Raw genomic sequence first — 20,108 nt, 5'->3', positions numbered from 1 at the left:
GATAAATTATGCAAAAAGAACCAATGAGTCAATTTGGCTATGATAAGTTAGCCGCAGAATTAAAAGATTTGAAAGATAATCAACGTCCCGCTGTTGTAATAGAAATCGATACAGCAAGAAGTCACGGGGATTTGAAAGAAAATGCGGAATACCATGCTGCAAGAGAAAAACAAGCTTTAATTGAAAGTCGTATAGCAGAGCTTAGTGACTTGCTAGCAAGAGCTCAAGTGATCGATCCTTCAAGCTATGAACATGATAGTGTGAAATTTGGCTCAAGTGTTGTGATCATGGATTTGGATACAGAAAAAGAAAGCAAATATACTCTAGTAGGAATTTGCGAAGGAGATTTAGATAAGGGTTATATTTCCATCGCATCTCCAATAGCAAAAGCTATGCTTGGAAAAAAAGAAGGAGATGATTTTAAAGTGCGTTTGCCAAAGGGTGAGAGTGAATTTGAAATCCTTTCTATAAATTATGAGCCTTTGAAATTTTAAGGATAAAAAATTTTACTACAAAATGGAGCGATTTTAATCGCGGATGCTCATGAAAATGAACAGAGAAAGGGATTTTGGGAATTTTTACAAACCTTAAAAAAAGGTAAAATTTCCACCCCTCAACTCATACTTATGGGTGATATTTTTGATTTACTTATAGGTGAAATCTCTGCTACACATGAATTTGCTAAACCTTACATAGAACTTTTAGAAGAATTGGCCTTAAAGATTGAAATTATCTACTTAGAAGGCAATCATGATTTTAATCTTTCTTGTTTTTTTAAAAGGGTGAAAATTTTTAACTTACAAAAGCAACCCATAAAGCTTAATTTGCATACAAGTAAAGGTAATAATCTTGTTTTAAATAACGCTTTTATAAAATTAGCTCACGGGGATATTTTTTTACCACCTCTTTTACAATTTACTCTTAAAACATTAAGAAATCATTATTTGCTTATATTTTTGAATTTTTTAAATATTATTACTTGTAATTTTATTTCAAATAAAATTCTTCAAAATCAAAACAAAAAAAACCTTTTTTATCAAATAAAAGATTTTGAAAATTTAGCAAAAAAAAGATATGAAAGATATGAAAATTTAGGATTTTGGGTATGTGAAGGACACTATCATCAAAATCATCAAATCAACAAAGAAAACATTAAATATCTTAACTTAGCTAGTTTTGCATATGAGAGAAGTTTTTTTGTAGTAGAATATCAACAAGAAATCAAATTTCGAGAACAGAAATTGAGGGGTCAAAATGTTTGATGAAAATATCGTGAAAACGGGTTCAAATGAAATGGAGCTTGTCGATTTCCGTATCTTTAAGCAAGGACACGATAAAGTCTATGAAGGAATTTATGGTGTAAATGTTTCTAAGGTAAGGGAGATTATAAAAATCCCAAGCCTTACAGAACTTCCAGGTGTACCTGATTACATCGAAGGTATCTTTGATCTTCGTGGAGTGGTTATACCTGTAGTCAATCTTGCCAAATGGATGCAAATCACTGAGCCAGAAAGCACTATGCTAAAACCTAGAGTTATTATTACTGAATTTAGCAATATTCTTATTGGTTTTATAGTTCACGAAGCAAAAAGAATTCGTAGAATAAACTGGAAGGATATAGAACCAGCAACTTTTTCTACAGGATCAGGTGCTTTAGATAAAGGTAAAATCACAGGTGTAACACGCATTGAAAATGATGAAGTGTTGCTAATTTTAGATCTTGAAAGTGTTGTTGAAGATTTAGGAATTTACGCTCCAAAAACAGATATAGATTTTGGAAAAATAGAAAAATTTACTGGAACAGCACTTATACTTGATGACAGCATGACTGCTAGAAAACGCGTCAAAGAAATGATGCAACAGATGGGCTTTCAAGTTGTTGAAGCTAAAGACGGCGTAGAGGGCATAAACAAATTAGAAGAATTAAGCCAAGTTTATGGTGAAAGTTTAAATGATACTTTAAAAATTATAGTAAGCGATGTCGAAATGCCACAAATGGATGGTTTCCACTTTGCTGCACGCATTAAAGAAGATCCAAGATTTAAAGATATTCCTATAGTCTTTAACTCGTCTTTATCAAATGAATTTATGAATGAGAAAGGTGTTCAAGAAGCTGGTGGAGAAGGCTATCTTGTCAAATTTAACGCTAGCGATTTCTTCAATGAAATTGCAAAGGTTATTAAAAAACATCAATCTCAAGAACAGGGGTAAAATATGGAAGATATGCAAGAAATACTTGAAGACTTTTTGGTTGAAGCTTTTGAGCTTGTTGAGCAAATCGACCATGATTTAGTAGAGCTTGAATCAAATCCAGAAGACTTAGAATTATTAAATAGAATTTTCCGTGTTGCACATACGGTTAAAGGATCATCAAGTTTCTTAAATTTTGATGTTTTAACAAAGTTAACTCACCACATGGAAGATGTTTTAAACAAAGCAAGACATGGCGAGTTAAAAATAACTCCAGATATCATGGATGTAGTTTTAGAGTCTATTGATAGAATGAAAACTCTACTTAATTCTATTCGCGATAATGGCAACGATACTGCTATTGGTATGGACATAGAACCAATTTGCGCAAGATTAACAGCTATTTCAGAGGGAGAGTCTCCTGTTGGGGCAACAGATTTAAATGAAAAATCTACTCCACAAGCAGAACCAGAAGCACCAAAACAAGAAACAACTACTCCTGAACCTGAAGTAGATGTTAATCAATTAAGTGATTCTGAAGTTGAAGCTGAAATAGAAAGACTTTTAAAAGTTAGAAAAGCTGAAGATCAAGCTCGTCGTGCACAAAAGAAACAAACAACAAATGCAGCACCTAAACCGACTAACAATACAGCAAATAAACCTGCAGAAAGTGGAGAGAAAAAGGTTCCTGCTTCAGGTAGCAATGCTAGCAGTATGGATCAAACCATACGCGTGGAAGTAAAAAGATTAGATCACTTAATGAATCTAATTGGGGAGCTTGTTTTAGGCAAAAACCGTTTGCTTAAAATTTATGATGATGTTGAAGAGCGTTATGAAGGAGAAAAATTCCTTGAAGAGCTTAATCAAGTCGTAAGTCAGCTAAGTATCATTACAACCGATGTTCAACTTGCTGTAATGAAAACAAGAATGCAGCCTATAGCAAAAGTTTTCAATAAATTTCCAAGAGTTGTTCGTGATTTGAGTCGTGAATTAGGAAAGCAAATAGAACTTGAAATTACAGGTGAAGAAACTGAACTTGATAAATCTATCGTAGAGGAAATTGGCGATCCTATCATGCATATGATTAGAAATTCATGTGACCATGGTGTTGAGGATCCAGCAACTCGTGCAGCGAATGGAAAACCTGAAAAAGGTATAGTTCAACTTAAAGCTTATAATGAAGGCAATCACATCGTTGTAGAAATTACAGATGATGGTAAAGGACTTGATCCAAATGGCTTAAAAGCAAAAGCTATAGAGAAAAATTTGATTACCGAAAGAGAAGCAGATCAAATGACAGACAAAGAAGCTTTTGCTTTGATTTTCAAACCTGGTTTTTCAACTGCGGCTAAAGTAACAAATGTTTCAGGTCGTGGCGTAGGAATGGATGTTGTTAAAACCAACATCGAAAAACTAAATGGGGTAATTGAAATTGATAGTGAGTTAGGTAAAGGAAGTTCGTTTAAACTTAAAATTCCTCTTACCTTGGCAATCATTCAATCTTTACTTGTAGGAACTCAAGAGGAATTCTATGCAATTCCACTTGCAAGCGTTCTTGAAACAGTTAGAGTGCCAATTGATGATATCTATACTATCGAAGGTAAAAATGTATTACGCTTAAGAGATGAAGTGCTTTCTCTTGTGAGACTTTCAGATGTATTTGGAGTTAAACAAGTCCTTGAAAGCGGCGATCAAACTTATGTCGTTGTTATAGGGGTAGCAGAAAGCAAGCTTGGTATTATAGTAGATACTCTTGTAGGACAAGAAGAGATAGTTATTAAATCTATGGGTGATTATTTACAAAATATCCAAGGTATAGCAGGAGCTACAATCCGTGGCGATGGTAGAGTGACATTAATCATTGATGTAGGTGCTATGATGGATATGGCCAAAGAAATTAAAGTTGATATTAAAGCGCAATTAGAATCAAGTGCGAAAAAACCTAAAGAACAACCAAGTGATTATAAAGTCTTAATTGTAGATGATTCTAAAATGGATAGAACTTTAATGCAAAAAGCTTTAGAACCGCTAGGAGTTAGTTTAGTTGAAGCAACAAATGGTGTTGAAGCATTGAATATTATAAAATCTGGCGAACATGATATTGATGCAATGCTTATAGATATCGAAATGCCAAGAATGGATGGATACACCTTAGCTGGTGAAATTAGAAAGTATTCTAAATATCGTAACTTACCACTCATTGCAGTTACTTCAAGAACAAGTAAAACTGACCGCTTAAGAGGTGTTGAAGTGGGTATGACTGAATATATCACTAAACCTTATTCTCCAGAATACTTGGAAAATGTGGTTAGAAAAAATTTGAAACTAGGATAAGAATATGAGTAATGAAAAATTAGAGCAAATTTTGCAAAAACAGCAAACTCAGATGGCTGGTCCTGATGTCGATCAAAGAGAAGATGATATCATCCAACTTGTCGGCTTTGTAGTTGGAGATGAGGAATATGCGATTCCAATTCTTAATATACAAGAAATCATCAAACCTATAGAATATACTAGAGTTCCTAGTGTACCTGATTATGTTCTAGGGGTTTTTAATATGCGTGGTAATGTTATGCCACTCATTGATCTAGCTCAACGCTTTCATTTAGGAAGTTCTAAAATGACACCTCAAACAAGATATATTGTTTTAAGAGGTGAGACAAATGGAACTGGAGTTGGAGGAAATGCTGGTTTTGTTATAGATAGATTAACTGAAGCAATTAAAATTCACAGAAACAGAATTGATCCGCCACCTGAAACTTTAGTTAAAGACAAAGGTATGATTTATGGCATAGGAAAAAGAGATGAAAATATCTTAACTATACTCAAAGTGGAAGCTTTACTTAAGCGCGAATTTTAATGATTAAACTTTGTGTTTTTGACTTTGACGCTACTTTAATGGATGGTGAAACCATCGATATTTTAGCTACAGCACATGGCAAGGGTGATCAAACAAGCGAAATTACCCACCATGCTATGGCTGGAGAACTTGATTTTTTCGAAAGTCTTCAAAAACGAGTAAGCCTTTTAAAAGGTATGTCTTATAAAAAAGTTTTAGAATTAAGTAGCACACTTCCACTAATGCATGGAGCACATGAGCTTATCCAATATTTAAAATCTAAAAATATACAAATTGTTATTTTTAGCGGTGGTTTTCATGAAGGCATAGATCCTGCTATGCAAAAACTTGGAATTAACCTCGGTTTTGCAAATTATCTGCATCATAAAAATGACATTTTAACAGGGCTAGTTGGTGGAGAAATGATGTTTTCAAATTCAAAAGGCTTAATGCTACAACGATTAAAAAGCTTTTTAAATTTGAAAACAGATGAAGTGATGTGTGTTGGCGATGGGGCAAATGATTTGGCAATGTTTAATGAAAGTGGATTAAAGATTGCATTTTGTGCTAAAGAAATTTTACGTTCTCAAGCTGATATTTGCATAGATATAAAAGACTTAAAAGAAATAATAAAGGCAATATAATGAAAAATTTTTCTCTTTGGTGTGATTTTATAGAAAATAGTTTTTTAGATAATGAATTTTTAAATTTATTATCACATGGAATTAATGGTGCTACTTCAAATCCTGCTATTTTTAAAAATGCTATTTTAAATTCTCCAATTTATAAAGATAAAATTCTTAAATTAAAAGGAAAAAAAACAAAAGATATTTATGAAGAATTAGCAATTTCTGATATTCAAAAAGCAGCTGATAAATTAGCTCCTCTTTTTTATCAAAAAAACGATGGATTTATAAGTATTGAAATAGATCCAAGACTTCATGATAACACGACTCTTAGTTTAGGCGAAGCTAAAAGACTTTATAGTGCTATTAGCAAAGAAAATGTAATGATTAAAATTCCAGCTACAAAAGCTTCTTATGAAGTAATGTATGAACTTATGAAAAATGGTATTAGCGTCAATGCTACCTTAATTTTTTCTCTTGAACAAAGTCAAAAATGTTTTGAAGCTTTAAATGCAGGTTTAGTCGAATTTAGAAAAAACAATATAGCCTTAAAAGAACAAAATACTAGAACACCACAAGCTGTTATAAGTATTTTTGTAAGTCGTTTTGATAGACTTTTAAATCCTAAAGCCAAAGAGCAAAATCGTATTGGAATTTTAAATGCAAATTTAGCTTATAACAATATCTACTCAAAAAATGAACCTAATATTCGCGCCTTGTTTGCAAGCACTGGAGTTAAAGGAGATGATCTGCCAAAAGACTATTATATCAAAGAACTTCTTTTTGAGAATTCTGTTAATACTGCTCCTCTTGATGCAATAGAGGTATTTAAAGGAAAAATGGATTTTAAAAAACCTTTAATGAATTTTGAAATTTATACAGAACTTAATCAAATCATTTCTCAAAGTGAACGAGAAAAAGCTTGCAATGATTTATTAAGTGATGGCCTAGAGCAATTTTGTATTGCTTTCGAAGATATTTTAAAAGCTCTTTAATTAACGTATTTTTATCATTTTATTCTTTGAAAGTTTTAATATTTTTGATGGGATATTTTCGAAAAATTTCTCATCAAGTATTATATCAGCAACACTTCTAGCCCATTCTTCATCAAATTCTTTTCCATGCTTGTTTGCCGAAGATGAATAAAAATAGCCATTTTTACTTAAAAAATTCGCATGTTTACACTCTTTCACAATACGAATGGCCTGATTATTTGGATAGATAAAAGTTGTTTTTTTAGAACGACGTACTAAATTTTTAAAAGATTTTGGAATTCTTGCTAAACTTTTTAACTCGCAAAATTTCGCAGAAGTGATTAAGCAAGGTTGATTTTTACCTCTACCTTTTAAAGCATTAATCTCTTCTAAATTTTTACTTAAAAATCCTACCGTAGTATCTGTTTGAGCTAAATAAATCAAGATTTAAGCCACTCTTGCAAACTCTTTACATCTAGGCAAGATTTACTCTGTATAGCTTTAATCGATTTTGCACCTGCTAAAGCTGATCGTAAATTTGTAAAATAAGGTATTTTAAAACGAATAATATTTTCACGAATTTTTTTCGTATCACCTTTAAAACTGTGGCTATCGCTTGTATTGATAACTAAGTGAATTTCTCCATTTTTCAATTTATCTTCAACATTGGGGCGTCCTTCTGAAATTTTATGTACAAGTTCGCACTCAAAACCACTTTCTAAAATTTCCTTACAAGTTCCCCCTGTTGCCATAAGCTTAAAGCCAAGCTTTACATATTCTGCAGCGATTTTTTTGGTATATTTTTTATCCTTATCTTTTAAGGAGATAAATACCACGCCTTGCTCTGGCAGATGATTAAACGATGCGATTTGACTTTTTGCGTAAGAATTTGCAAAATCCTTGCTTATACCCATAACTTCACCCGTTGAACGCATTTCAGGGCCTAATTCTAAATCACTTCCACTAAGTTTTGCAAATGGAAATACTGCTTCTTTCACGCTCATATATTTTGGAGTTTTAGCGCGTAAAATTTTAGTATCAAAATTAACCACTTTGAAAGTATCATAAAATTTTAAAGCTTCTTTTAAATTTCCTTGCCACATCACACGCGTTGCCACTTTTGCTAAAGGAATACCCGTAGCTTTACTAACAAAAGGCACGGTACGACTAGCTCTAGGATTTACCTCTATCATATAAAGCTCATTATGATGTAAAGCAAATTGTATATTTAAAAGCCCTACAACTCCTAAATTTAAAGCAATATCTGCGGTTTTTTGTGCAATAAATTCTTGCATTTTTTCATCGATACTGCAAGGTGGTAAAGAACAAGCACTATCACCTGAATGAATTCCCGCTTCTTCTATGTGTTCCATAATTCCTGCCACATAAACATCTTTACCATCACAAATCGCATCAACATCAATTTCTGTAGCATTGTCTAAAAACTGATCGATCAAAACAGGACTTTTATCGCTCACATCTACAGCTTCTTGCATATAGAGTCTAAGTTCAGCCTCATCATTTACCACACGCATCGCACGCCCACCTAAAACATAACTTGGTCTTACAAGCACAGGATATCCTATATCACTAGCCTTAAGCACCGCTTCTTCTACGCTTGTCGCAGTAGAATTTTTTGGCTGATTGATGCCTAATTTTGTAATAAATTCGGCAAATTTCTTTCTATCTTCTGCCATATCAATTACTCTTGCACTAGTACCTATAATCTTAGCTCCAAAAGCGCTTAAACGCTTGGCAAATTTCAAAGGAGTTTGTCCGCCAAAATGCACAATCACTCCATCAGGTTTTTCACGTTCAATCACCGCTCTTAAATGTTCAAAATCAATAGGCTCGAAATACAAAATATCACTTGTATCATAGTCAGTCGAAACGGTTTCAGGATTACAATTATACATAATGGTTTTAATACCCATATCTTTAAGCGCAAAAGAAGCATGTACGCAAGCATAGTCAAATTCTATACCTTGTCCTATGCGGTTTGGCCCCCCACCTATAATCATCACTTTTTTTTCTTTTTTATCCTTAGTATCGTTTTTACTTTGAGTGAGTTCGCTTACATTGATACTTGAATAAAGATAAGGAGTTAAAGCTTCAAATTCACCCGCACAAGTATCCACTTCACTAAATTCTGCGATGATTTTTTGCTTCATTCTTGCATAATAAATATCATTTTGGCTTAATTCTAAATTATCTTTCAAATTTACAAGCAAGGCTATCATTTTATCTGAAAAGCCCATAGTTTTTGCTTTTCTCAAAAGAGCTTTATTGTTTAAAATATCCATATCAATTTGCTCTTCAAAATCTACAATTTCTTTAATCTGTGTTAAAAACCAAGGATCTATTTTACAAAGCTCATAAAGTTCTTCTACGCTAAAACCTTCCCTAAAAGCTTGAGCAACATAAAGTAAACGCTTTTCATTGGCATTGCGAATTTTAAAAACAAGATCATTTCTATCTTCAAATTTTACCCTATCAAAACCACTTAAAGAACGCTCAAGCGAACAAAGTGCTTTTTGTATACTTTCTTTAAAAGTGCGTCCTATAGCCATCACCTCACCCACACTTTTCATAGCTGTACCTAAAGTTGTGTTTGCCCCTGGAAATTTTTCAAAAGTAAAGCGAGGAATTTTTGTTACAATATAATCAATCACAGGCTCAAAAGATGCAGGAGTTCCTGTAATATCATTTTTAATCTCATCTAAACTAAAGCCTACTGCCAAAAGTGTCGCAACCTTTGCTATAGGATAGCCCGTTGCCTTAGAAGCTAAAGCACTTGATCTTGAAACTCTTGGATTCATTTCTATAACTATCATTCTTCCATTTTTTGGGTTGATAGCAAACTGCACATTACTTCCGCCTGTATCTACGCCAATTTCACGCAAAATAGCAAAAGAAGCATTACGCATAACTTGATATTCTTTATCCGTCAAAGTTAATGCTGGAGCTATTGTAATACTATCTCCTGTATGAACTCCCATAGGATCGATATTTTCTATACTACAAACTATGATACAATTATCCGCTCTATCGCGTATAACTTCCATTTCATATTCTTTCCAACCCAACAAACTTTCTTCAATCAAAATTTCATGGATAGGCGATAAAGCTAAAGCAGTATTAGCGAGTTCTTTAAATTCGTCCATATTATAAACCACACCACTTCCAGCACCTCCTAAAGTATAAGAAGCACGGATCATCAAAGGAAAGCCGATTTCATCTACGGCTTTTAAAGCTTCATCATAATTATACGCATACATCGATTTTGGCAAATCCATGCCGATTTTTTTCATACATTCTTTAAAGACCTGACGATCTTCGCCTTTTTTAATCGCCTCAGGATTTGCGCCTAAAAATTTTACATCTCCTAAAAGTCCGCTTTCATAAACTTCCATAGCAACATTTAACGCTACTTGTCCACCCATAGTTGGCAAAATTGCATCAATTTTTTCTTTTTTAATAATACTTAAAATACTTTCTTTTGTTATGGGTTCTATATAAGTTGCATCTGCAAATTCAGGATCTGTCATGATAGTTGCAGGATTTGAGTTGATTAATACTACACGATATCCTAATTCTTTTAAAGTCTTTGCGGCTTGAGTTCCAGAATAATCAAATTCACAAGCTTGTCCTATCACAATAGGACCACTTCCTATAAGTAAAATACTTTTAATATCTGTTCGTTTTGGCATAAATTTTCCTAAGAGCATGAATTTGAGCTGATTATAACAAAAATTAGTTTTATAAACTTTGAAATTATCGATATAATTTTAAAAAATAAACACCCTGCTTTTAATCTAGGAAATAATACATAAAGAAATTTAAGATTTTTTATAAAATTCTCATTCGATTATAAAAATTTATTTGATAATTTAACAAAATTTTTAGCACTAAACAAAGTTATAATAATTAGCAAAAATATAGAAAATTTTTAAAAAGTCTAACCCTTGACTTATAAATTATCTACTACATATAAATAAGCAGGAATGCTGATCTTAACATAAGGCTTTACTTCTACACTTTGATACATATCTTCATCATCAACTCTATTCACAATCCCAACAGGGACATCCGAAAAGAAAATATTATCAAGTCCGCTTGTTAAGATTTCATCTCCGACATTAATTTTCGCCCACTTTGGAATAAATTTAACCACAACCTTGCCATTTTCACCTTGAATTAAACCTGGAGCTTTGGATTTTCCTATATAAACAGAAAAAACACACTGATCATCACCTTGCAGAAGAGCCATTGTTCTGCCATCTTTATTAATAGCTATACCTGCAGTATATCCTTGATATATTAAACCACGATTTTTACCAACGGGAATTTTGCTCCAATCTAGCCATAATTTTTTATAATCATTCAATTGAACATAAGAAATAACTCTAGTTAAAGAAACTTGAGGTAAATATTTTGTAGAATTTTGATCCTCTAAAATACGATTTAATTGATTTGCAAAACTAGTTACCTTTACGGCAATGTCTTCTAATTCTTTATTTCTAGCTTTTAATTGCTGAATTTGACTTGCTTGATTAAAATGTTCTGAAATTTTTTCTTTCAAATAATCTTTAATATTATAAAAATTACCTATAACAAAGTCATTAACACGGAGAACATTTTGCTTGATAAGTCTTCCATAATAAAAAGATATAAAAACCAAAAAGGCTAAGACAAGAACATAAAAAATCTTATTCTTCATTGGTTAATTGTTGCAATAATGAAATTTCCTCTAAAGCTTTACCTGTTCCTTTTGCTACAGCTAAAAGCGGTTCATCTGCGATATAAACTGGCAAACGTACAATTTCACTTAAGTATTTATCAAGACCACGAATCAATGCTCCGCCACCTGTTAAAACTACACCATTTTCTACTATATCACTTGCTAAATCAGGCGGCATCATTTCAAGAACCATTTTTAAAGCATCAGCAATTTCTTTTAAATACTCACGCATTGCTTCTCTTACATCTTCACTTGTAAGTTCAATACGACTTAAAAGTCCGCTTACTTGATCGCGTCCTTTTACCACCATAGAAAGTTCTTTTGGAAGTTGTATTGCTGAACCTATAGTGATTTTGATCTCTTCGCCTGTTCTTTCACCTATAATAAGATTGTATTTTTCTTTTACATAATTAACTATACTCATATCAAGCTTATCTCCAGCCGTACGAATAGACTTTGAAATCACAAGTCCACCCAAAGAAATCACTCCAATTTCAGTAGTTCCACCCCCTATATCTACTACCAAATTTCCTTTAGGTTCTTGTATAGGCAAACTTGCACCAATAGCCGCTGCCATAGGCTCTTCAATCAAAAATACTTCTCTTGCACCTGCGCTTAAAGCACTTTCTCTTACCGCTTTTCTTTCAACTTGAGTTAAACCATAAGGAACAGAAATGATAATTCTAGGGCGTAAAAAACTTTTTCTACGGTGTGTTTTTTCTATAAAATAGCGGATCATTTTTTCAGTCATATCAAAATCTGCAATCACGCCATCTTTCATAGGACGAATAGCTTCGATATTGCCTGGAGTTTTTCCCACCATATCTTTAGCTTCTTTACCTACGGCTAAAATTTTTGCTTTGGAACCATACCTTTCTCTTTCAACTGCCACAACAGAAGGCTCATTTATCACTATACCCTTATCTTTTATCAAAACTAGCGTATTAGCTGTTCCTAAATCAATCCCCATATCACTAGAAAAAAATCCTATAAGTTGATCTAATATCATTTCTATCCTTTTAACTTATTTTTCTTTTTATTAATAATGCTTTTGCATTGTCTTTAACAACTTCTTTAGTTATTACAATATCATAATTTTTATACTCTGGTAACTCAAACATTAAATCTACCATCATTTCTTCTATAATACTTCTAAGTCCCCTAGCCCCTGTTTTTCTCTCCAATGCAAGTTGCGCGATAGCTCTTAGAGCATCTTCTTCAAATTTTAAATTTACCCCATCAATAGCAAAAAGCTTTTGATATTGTTTAATAATGGCATTTTTAGGCTCAGTTAAAATTCTTACCATATCCTCTTCATTAAGCTCATTTAAAGATGCAATCACATGCAAACGACCTATAAGCTCAGGAATCAAACCAAAATGCACCAAATCATCAGGTTCGATTTTCTCAAGCAAAGCTTTATTTTCTTCTTTTGCATCATCAAAAAAGCCCACAACTTTATCGCCAAGTTTTCTTTTTAAGATAGTTTCCAAACCATCAAAAGCTCCACCACAAACAAATAAAATATTTGAAGTGTCAATTTGTATAAACTCTTGATTTGGATGTTTTCTTCCCCCTTTTGGTGGAATATTTACCAAACTTCCTTCGATAATCTTAAGTAAAGCTTGTTGCACACCCTCTCCACTTACATCACGAGTAATAGAACGATTTTCACTCATTCTAGCAATTTTATCAATCTCATCAATAAAAACTATACCTTTTTGAGCTCTTTGCACATCTCCATCTGCAGCTTGCAAAAGACGTGTTAAAATATTTTCCACATCCTCACCTACATATCCTGCTTCAGTTAAAGAAGTTGCATCACAAATTGCTATAGGTACATCTAAAAATTTAGCTAAAGTTTGCGCCAATAAAGTTTTTCCACTTCCTGTTGGCCCAACAAGTAAAATATTTGACTTAAAAAGCTCTGTATCATCATCTTGAAGTTCGGCTTTAAAAAGTCTTTTATAATGATTGTATACTCCAACACTAAAAACTTTTTTAGCTCTATCTTGTCCTATGATATAACGATCTAGATAAGCTTTTAATTCTTTTGGAGTGATATCTTTAAATTCTGTATTATGGCTTTGTTTAGGTTCTTTAAATTCTTTTTCTTCTCCATAAATAATACTATAAGCACCTTCAACGCAATATTCACAAATAAAAGCATCATCATTTTCATTTGCTAAAATTCTTCTTTGTGGATTCTCCACTTCATTGCAAAAACTACATTTTCTAGGCATTATTTTTACCCCTATAGACAGGAATTCCGCGCTTTGTTTCTAATATAAAATGGCACATTTTTTTAACATTTTCACTTTCTTGATTTTCAAGCAAATTTTTAGCATTTTCTTTTAAATCTCCTTGTCTAAATAAAGTTTTAAAAGCTCTGCTAAGTCTATCTACTTCATCTTTATCAAAACGACGACGAATACCTACTAAATTTAAACTTCTAATACTTGCACGATTTCCTTCTGCTAAACAAAACGGTACTATATCCTGAGAGAGTGCACTAGCTCCTGCTATCATACAACCCTCACCTACTTTGACAAATTGATGAATAGGTGTAAGCCCGCCTACAACCGTAAAATCTCCAAGCTCTACATGTCCTGCTAAAGTTGCATTATTAGCTAAAATAATATTATTACCTAAAAGACAATCATGAGCAATATGACAGTAAGCCATAATAAAAGCATTATCGCCTATACGAGTAAAACCATCTCCTTTAGCTGTACCTGAATTTATCGTTGCAAATTCTCTAATAGTTGCATTTTTTCCTATAACAACACCGCTTTTTTGCTCTTCTTTATAAGATATATCCTGAGGAATATCGCCTACTATAGCATAAGAAAATACACGAGAATGATCACCTATAGTTGTATCTGAAAGAATTCGAGCACCTTGTTTGATGACAACATCATTACCTATTTTAGTATCTTTACCTACATAAGCATAAGCTTCTATTACAACATCGTCGCCAAGTTGTGCACCCTCTTCAATCACCGCACTTGGATGAATTTTTTTCATTATTTATCCACTATCATAGCTTTAAGCTCAGCCTCTGCAACTAAATTTCCATCTACAAAAGCTTGCCCTTTAAAAATCCACATATTACCACGATTTTTAACCACGCTCATTTCATAATCAAGCCTATCTCCAGGACGCACAGGATTTCTAAATTTTGCTCCATCTATGCCTGTGAAATAAACTACTTTACTTTTTGGATCCACTTTATCTTCCATACTTTCAAAAGCTAAAACTCCGCCTGTTTGAGCCATACCTTCTAAAATCAAAACTCCAGGATAAATAGGATGCCCTGGAAAATGTCCCATAAAAACATGGTCACTTATACTGATGTTTTTATATCCTCGAACCACTTCTTTAACTTTTAATTCTGTAATTTTATCTACTAGTAAAAAAGGATAACGGTGTGGTAAGATTTCTTGAATTTGCATTACATCTATCATTATTAAATTAACCTTGAAAACAATTAAAAATTTTATTATATAAAAAAATCATTAAAAATTACATTAACAAAAAAAGTTTTTCTTAATAAATTTCTTAAATTTCTACAAGCACCTCTTGATTATCATGATAAATTTCACTTTTTGCTATCACTTCATATCTTGAAGGTAAAATATTTTCAAGGATGATAATAGGGCTAAGATTATAAGTTCCAAACAATTTATTACGCCATTTAGTTTCTGCTTGCACACTCAAAGGTCTTTTTAAAAAATCTTCAAAATTTTTCCATTTGTTTTTAAAAAATGCATTAAAACGCCAAAATTCAACAAAAACCATTTCATCTTTAGTGCTTCTATAAAAGCCTTCTTTTAAATTTTGTTTTAAATTTTCCTCATCCAAAGAAAATCTTGTATAAGCGTTTTTAAAATGCGAATAAAATAAAATATGAGATTTAACAGGCTTTTTATCTAATTTTATTAAAGCACTTAAAAGACGATAATTTAAAAATTTCTCTCTTAAAATTTCAAATTTTATACCTTTTTTTTCCCATAAAACTATTTTTTTATAAAGAGCTATTCTTGCTTCTATACTTGCAGGTAAAATTTGCTTATTTACAGGAGACATTAACTCATCAATGAAATTCTTATCTTGTTTTTGTTTTTTAAGCCCATAAATACAACCACAATAGTTTTGATGATAAAGCATTTCTTTTTTTGCTAAAGCAAACTGCCTTTGAGTGCCGCCATTTTTACGAAAATCAGGAGCTAAAAACTCTACCCCATAAGGCTCACATTCTTTTTGTAAAGCATTTTTTAACTGTTCTAAATCTTTTTTAGGGCTGGTTAAAAGCGTAGTAGTAAGCTTTTTTTCTCCTATTTTAGCAGCAAATTTAACACTAGATCCCATTCTTACATCAAAACAAATTTCACACCTTGCACCTTTTTCAGGCTCATTTTCATAACCACGCACAGCATTAAGCCATTTTTCATACTCATACTCGCCCTTATATAACTTAATACCAAGTTTATCACAAGATCTTTTTACATCTAAAAATCTTAGTTCGTATTCGCTTAAAGGATGAATATTTGGATCATAAAAATACCCTATGATTTTTTCATCAGGATAAGTCTTTCTAAGTTCTTCAATAAAATAATGACTATCCACACTACAACAAATATGCACTAGCATTAAAGACTTTCAAGTACTTTTAAAGCATGATCTTTTACACGAACATTACTATAAATTTGAGCAATCTTACCTGTTTCATCGATAACAAAAGTCGATCTTATAATGCCTTCGTATTCTTTTCCGTAATTTTTCTTAATCCCCCAAGCTCCATAAGCTTTAGCAATTTCTTTTTCGCTATCACTAAGTAAAATATGCTTTAAATCAAATTTAGAGATAAATTTTTCATGACTTGCCACGCTATCAGGACTGATACCGATAATCACTGCATTTTTATCACCAAATTTATCATAATTTAAACTAAAATCACAAGCTTCTGTAGTGCAACCTGGAGTATTATCTTTTGGATAAAAATACAAAATCACCTTTTTACCAATAAAATCTTTTAATGCTATTTTTACCCCATCTTGATTTAAAAGTTCAAACTGAGGTGCTTTATCTCCTATATTTAAACTCATTTACTTGCCTTTGCTTTGATAGCTTCTACACTTTCTCCGCCAAAGCCTATGTCATAGCTTTCTACATCTTCTAAAACCACCACAACTCTTTCTTTACTTTTATTATATTTCGTGCTTAAAAGTTTGGTAATATCAGCTATAAGCTCCGCTTTTTGTTCCTTGCTTAAAGACGGCTTTGCTAATTTAATATTTACCAATGGCATAATTTCTCCTTTTTAACGATAATTTTTCATAATTATTTCAAAAAATACCTAATATTTTTTTTAACAAAAAACCTTAATTTAATAAAAACTTATTGTTAGTATATTTTTGATAAAATCCTAATTTATTCTTAAAATAATATTTTTTAAGAAATAAACAACTATAAAAGGTAAAAAAAATGATCTCAGCAGATAAAATTTGGATGGATGGAAAATTAGTTGATTTTAAAGATGCAACTTTGCATTTTTTAACCCATTCTTTACATTATGGCAATGCTGTTTTTGAAGGAACTAGAGCCTATAAAACAGATAAAGGCTTAGCAATTTTCAGACTTGAAGATCACACCAAAAGACTTTTAGAGTCTGCAAAAATTACTCTTTTAAATTGTCCTTTTTCTCAAAAAGAGCTTGAAAATGCACAAATTGAACTCTTAAAAGCAAACAATTTTAAAAGCAATGTCTATATCCGCCCTTTGATTTTTTTAGGCGATGGAGTTATGGGACTTTATCATATAAAAGCTCCTGTAAGAGTTGGGATTGCAGCTTGGGAATGGGGTGCTTACCTTGGAGAAGAAGGTTTAGAAAAAGGCATAAAAGTAAAAATTTCGTCTTTTGCAAGAAATAGTGTTAAATCATGCATGGGAAAAGCTAAAGTAAGTGCGAATTATCTTAACTCTCAAATTGCAAAATTTGAAGCTATTGAAGCAGGCTATGAAGAAGCTTTAATGCTTGATGAAGAAGGTTTTATCGCAGAAGGAACAGGAGAATGTTTCTTTATTGTAAAAGATGGGGTTTTAATCACACCTCCAAATGATTTTTCTTTAAAAAGCATTACTCAAGATACAGTGCTTAAAATCGCTCATGATCTTGGTGTCACTGTGCTTCGCCAAAGAATTTCAAGAGATGAAGTTTATACTGCTGATGAAGCATTTTTTACTGGGACAGCCGCTGAAATCACACCTATTAACAATATTGATGCAAGAATAATAGGAAATGGTTTAAGAGGATCTGTAACTAAAAAACTTCAAGATGCTTATTTTGATGTAGTTTATGGACGCAATCAAAAATACGCATCTATGCTAACTTATATTTAAAAAAGGAAATAAATGCCAGCTGATTTGAATGATTATTTCAATAAAAAAAATGGAAATTCTAACAATAACGGAAACAACAACCGTCAAAATTTCAATTTCAAAGCACCAGAATTTAATTTTAAAGGTTTTGGAAAATTCTCTCCGTTTATTTATGGGGTGATTATTATTATTTTATTTTTAATCGTTGCAAAACCTTTTATGGTGATAAATTCTGGGGAAATGGGGATTAAATCAACAACAGGTAAATATGACCCAAATCCATTAGAACCAGGACTTCACTTTTTCTTACCTTTTGTACAAAAAATAACCATAATCGATACTAGAGTAAGACAAATCAACTATGCTTCTATAGAAGGAAGTAATGAAAATTTATCTTCAGGTTCAGGTGTTATTAATAAAAATAGTATTTCTGTACTTGACTCTCGTGGACTGCCTGTATCTATTGATGTTACAGTGCAATACCGTTTAAATCCTTTGCAAGTTCCTCAAACTATAGCTACTTGGAGCTTAAATTGGGAAAATAAAATTATCGATCCAGTTGTTCGTGATGTAGTGCGAAGTGTTGTAGGAAAATACACAGCCGAAGAACTTCCTACTAATCGTAATACAATAGCCGCTCAAATAGAAGAAGGCATAAGAAAAACTATAGAAGCTCAACCAAATGAACCTGTAGAACTTCGCGCTGTACAACTTAGAGAAATTATTTTACCTTCAAAAGTAAAAGAGCAAATCGAACGCGTACAAATTGCAAAACAAGAAGCTGAAAGAACTAAGTATGAAGTAGAAAGAGCTAATCAAGAAGCCTTAAAAAAAGCCGCCTTAGCTGAAGGGGAAGCAAACGCAACCATAATCAGTGCTAAAGGTAAAGCTATGGCTGTTAAAATAGAAGCAGATGCACAAGCTTATTCTAATAAAGAAATCGCAAACAGCTTAAACACTCCTTTACTAAATTTAAAGCAAATTGAAACTCAAAAAGAATTTAATGAAGCTTTAAAAGTCAATCAAGATGCTAAAATTTTCTTAACTCCAGGTGGAGCAGTACCAAACATTTGGGTTGATACCAAAGATGCTAAAAAGCAAAGTTCTGCCAACATGAACTAAAAGGATACGCAAGTGGAAAAACTAAGAGAAATCGTGCTTTTTTACACTACTCATTTATATTTAGTGGATTATATGCTGATTTTATTAGTTTTTTTTCTCTTCACTTGTGTTTTACTTCTTTGTGTATTTTTACGCCATAGACCTATAGCAGCACTTTTTATTATTGCATTTGATATTATTATTTGTTTTTTAGTTTATATCTATGGGTATAAACTAATAGACAATGAAGTAAGAACTCGAAAAACCGCTATTACGGATCAAAAAATAATACAAAGCTCAAATGATTTAATTGTTGATTTTAACATTACAAATAATTCAAAAAATAATTTTAAAGAATGCAAAATTACAGCTAAAATTTTTGCGGATAAAATACCTAATGATAATATCATAGAAGAATATAAAAAGAAATTTATCCCTTTTAGACAAAAAAGTAGAGAAATTAAAGATCTAAAGAAAAACGCAACCCAAGTTCAAAGAATTGCTTTTGAAAATTTTAACTATGAAAATAACTATACCATACGCTTAGTTTCGGAGTGTTTTTAATGCATTTTACGATTTTTCATATTATAGCTTTTATCATTTTACTTATTTGCTTTGCCTTGATTTGTATTTTAATCTTTCTAAAAGTTAAACAGAAAGAAATGGCTTTGATTTCTTATACCATAGCTACTATTTTTACCGCACTTTTGATATATTCTATTTTTCTAACAATCAATCAATTCACCACTCAAGCCGATCTTAGCAAACTAACCTACACAAGAGATCTAAGACATGAAAGTGTTATCGTAAGCGGAAAGGTTCAAAATCTTACTAAATTTGAAATCAGAAAATGCTATTTGATACTTAGCATATTAAATCAAAAAAAAGTAGGGGGAGAAATTTTCAATGATAAAAATATTCGCAATGCCAAAATGCAAAATACAAGTGTTTCTTACACTATAGAAATTATAGACAAACTTCCAGGTAATACTTATAAAGAATTTAGAGCCTGTGTTCCTTTTCCTCCAAGTTTTGATAACCCTGAATTTTATCACACTCTAAAATGTATTTGATTTAGAAAATACTTAATATTAATAATTAGAATTTCTCTATACCACATTTCATTAAATCTTAAAGAATTAAACATATATTATTTTATAGAGATAACTAGCTTTTTAGCTAGTTATCTAAGGTTAAAACCTCTTCTTCTTAACATCTTCTAAGATATTATTAGCTATATCGCTTACTGTACTAGA

At 31.9% G+C, this 20,108-nt stretch carries 21 protein-coding genes and 1 pseudogene; 11 read left to right on the top strand and 11 right to left on the bottom strand.

The genetic code is table 11. The annotated features are described in order from the left end of the window. The first annotated feature begins 8 nt into the window (after window positions 1-8). Genes greA through AJ888_RS06480 form a run of 7 tightly spaced genes read left to right on the top strand, consistent with a single transcriptional unit; the run spans window position 9 to window position 6,650 of the window. Complete coding sequence (gene greA, locus AJ888_RS06510) at window positions 9-494, top strand: transcription elongation factor GreA (protein WP_002851733.1); 486 nt, start codon at window positions 9-11, stop codon at window positions 492-494. A 9-nt stretch (window positions 495-503) separates the two neighbouring features. Then, window positions 504-1,262, top strand: a complete 759-nt coding sequence (locus AJ888_RS06505; RefSeq protein WP_323754870.1) for a UDP-2,3-diacylglucosamine diphosphatase — start codon at window positions 504-506, stop codon at window positions 1,260-1,262. Beyond that, window positions 1,255-2,211, top strand: a complete 957-nt coding sequence (locus AJ888_RS06500) for a chemotaxis protein (RefSeq protein WP_002857365.1) — start codon at window positions 1,255-1,257, stop codon at window positions 2,209-2,211. Before AJ888_RS06505 ends, AJ888_RS06500 begins: the two co-directional genes overlap by 8 nt. Window positions 2,212-2,214: 3 nt before the next feature. After that, window positions 2,215-4,524 carry a chemotaxis protein CheW gene (locus AJ888_RS06495; protein WP_002861065.1) on the top strand — a complete coding sequence of 770 codons (2,310 nt, stop codon included), beginning with the start codon at window positions 2,215-2,217 and terminating at the stop codon, window positions 4,522-4,524. Between the two features lie 4 nt (window positions 4,525-4,528). After that, window positions 4,529-5,050: a chemotaxis protein CheW gene (locus AJ888_RS06490; RefSeq protein ID WP_002826355.1), complete on the top strand. Its 522-nt coding sequence runs from the start codon at window positions 4,529-4,531 to the stop codon at window positions 5,048-5,050. Then, window positions 5,050-5,673, top strand: coding sequence for a phosphoserine phosphatase SerB (gene serB, locus AJ888_RS06485; protein WP_002861064.1), 624 nt, complete (start codon window positions 5,050-5,052; stop codon window positions 5,671-5,673). Before AJ888_RS06490 ends, serB begins: the two co-directional genes overlap by 1 nt. Beyond that, window positions 5,673-6,650, top strand: coding sequence for a transaldolase (locus AJ888_RS06480; RefSeq protein WP_002861063.1), 978 nt, complete (start codon window positions 5,673-5,675; stop codon window positions 6,648-6,650). Before serB ends, AJ888_RS06480 begins: the two co-directional genes overlap by 1 nt. Here AJ888_RS06480 and AJ888_RS06475 read toward each other — a convergent pair whose 3' ends face one another. From AJ888_RS06475 to AJ888_RS06430, 10 genes are all read right to left on the bottom strand, one after another. Next, the gene (locus AJ888_RS06475; protein WP_002861062.1) at window positions 6,651-7,073 is read right to left on the bottom strand and encodes a hypothetical protein; all 423 of its coding nucleotides are present in this window, start codon (window positions 7,071-7,073) and stop codon (window positions 6,651-6,653) included. Next, window positions 7,070-10,339, bottom strand: coding sequence for a carbamoyl-phosphate synthase large subunit (gene carB, locus AJ888_RS06470; protein ID WP_002861061.1), 3,270 nt, complete (start codon window positions 10,337-10,339; stop codon window positions 7,070-7,072). The genes AJ888_RS06475 and carB overlap by 4 nt, the downstream gene beginning before the upstream one ends. Window positions 10,340-10,599: 260 nt before the next feature. Next, complete coding sequence (mreC, locus tag AJ888_RS06465; RefSeq protein WP_002861060.1) at window positions 10,600-11,349, bottom strand: rod shape-determining protein MreC; 750 nt, start codon at window positions 11,347-11,349, stop codon at window positions 10,600-10,602. Beyond that, a complete protein-coding gene (locus AJ888_RS06460; RefSeq protein WP_002861059.1) occupies window positions 11,339-12,379 on the bottom strand; it encodes a rod shape-determining protein in 1,041 nt (346 codons plus the stop codon). The genes mreC and AJ888_RS06460 overlap by 11 nt, the downstream gene beginning before the upstream one ends. Before the next feature lie 10 nt (window positions 12,380-12,389). Next, on the bottom strand, window positions 12,390-13,613 hold the full coding sequence (clpX, locus tag AJ888_RS06455) for an ATP-dependent Clp protease ATP-binding subunit ClpX (protein ID WP_002861058.1): 1,224 nt from the start codon (window positions 13,611-13,613) through the stop codon (window positions 12,390-12,392). Beyond that, window positions 13,606-14,397 carry an acyl-ACP--UDP-N-acetylglucosamine O-acyltransferase gene (gene lpxA, locus AJ888_RS06450; protein WP_002861057.1) on the bottom strand — a complete coding sequence of 264 codons (792 nt, stop codon included), beginning with the start codon at window positions 14,395-14,397 and terminating at the stop codon, window positions 13,606-13,608. The genes clpX and lpxA overlap by 8 nt, the downstream gene beginning before the upstream one ends. Then, on the bottom strand, window positions 14,397-14,837 hold the full coding sequence (gene fabZ, locus AJ888_RS06445; RefSeq protein ID WP_002851782.1) for a 3-hydroxyacyl-ACP dehydratase FabZ: 441 nt from the start codon (window positions 14,835-14,837) through the stop codon (window positions 14,397-14,399). Before fabZ ends, lpxA begins: the two co-directional genes overlap by 1 nt. Window positions 14,838-14,931: 94 nt before the next feature. Continuing rightward, a complete protein-coding gene (locus AJ888_RS06440) occupies window positions 14,932-16,023 on the bottom strand; it encodes an epoxyqueuosine reductase QueH (protein ID WP_002861056.1) in 1,092 nt (363 codons plus the stop codon). Continuing rightward, window positions 16,023-16,478: a thioredoxin-dependent thiol peroxidase gene (gene bcp, locus AJ888_RS06435; RefSeq protein ID WP_002861055.1), complete on the bottom strand. Its 456-nt coding sequence runs from the start codon at window positions 16,476-16,478 to the stop codon at window positions 16,023-16,025. Before bcp ends, AJ888_RS06440 begins: the two co-directional genes overlap by 1 nt. Further along, window positions 16,475-16,681, bottom strand: a complete 207-nt coding sequence (locus AJ888_RS06430; RefSeq protein WP_002861054.1) for a 4-oxalocrotonate tautomerase family protein — start codon at window positions 16,679-16,681, stop codon at window positions 16,475-16,477. The genes bcp and AJ888_RS06430 overlap by 4 nt, the downstream gene beginning before the upstream one ends. A gap of 176 nt (window positions 16,682-16,857) precedes the next feature. On the opposite strand from AJ888_RS06430, the gene ilvE reads away from it, so the two are divergent. Genes ilvE through AJ888_RS06410 form a run of 4 tightly spaced genes read left to right on the top strand, consistent with a single transcriptional unit; the run spans window position 16,858 to window position 19,925 of the window. Further along, a complete protein-coding gene (gene ilvE, locus AJ888_RS06425; protein WP_002861053.1) occupies window positions 16,858-17,772 on the top strand; it encodes a branched-chain-amino-acid transaminase in 915 nt (304 codons plus the stop codon). Window positions 17,773-17,784: 12 nt separating this feature from the next. After that, on the top strand, window positions 17,785-18,873 hold the full coding sequence (locus tag AJ888_RS06420) for a prohibitin family protein (protein WP_002861052.1): 1,089 nt from the start codon (window positions 17,785-17,787) through the stop codon (window positions 18,871-18,873). 12 nt (window positions 18,874-18,885) lie between these two features. After that, window positions 18,886-19,416, top strand: a complete 531-nt coding sequence (locus AJ888_RS06415; RefSeq protein ID WP_002861051.1) for a DUF2393 domain-containing protein — start codon at window positions 18,886-18,888, stop codon at window positions 19,414-19,416. Next, window positions 19,416-19,925, top strand: a complete 510-nt coding sequence (locus AJ888_RS06410) for a DUF2393 family protein (RefSeq protein WP_070296207.1) — start codon at window positions 19,416-19,418, stop codon at window positions 19,923-19,925. The genes AJ888_RS06415 and AJ888_RS06410 overlap by 1 nt, the downstream gene beginning before the upstream one ends. A 120-nt stretch (window positions 19,926-20,045) precedes the next feature. On the opposite strand, the pseudogene AJ888_RS09645 reads toward AJ888_RS06410, so the two are convergent. Beyond that, window positions 20,046-20,108: pseudogene (locus tag AJ888_RS09645) on the bottom strand (methyl-accepting chemotaxis protein); the annotation flags it as partial.

The organism is Campylobacter sp. BCW_6467 (assembly GCF_001762855.1).
In the GTDB taxonomy this organism is placed as follows: domain Bacteria; phylum Campylobacterota; class Campylobacteria; order Campylobacterales; family Campylobacteraceae; genus Campylobacter_D; species Campylobacter_D jejuni.
The sequence above is the reverse complement of the archived record's forward strand: the minus strand, read 5'-3'. Positions and strand labels throughout refer to the sequence as shown.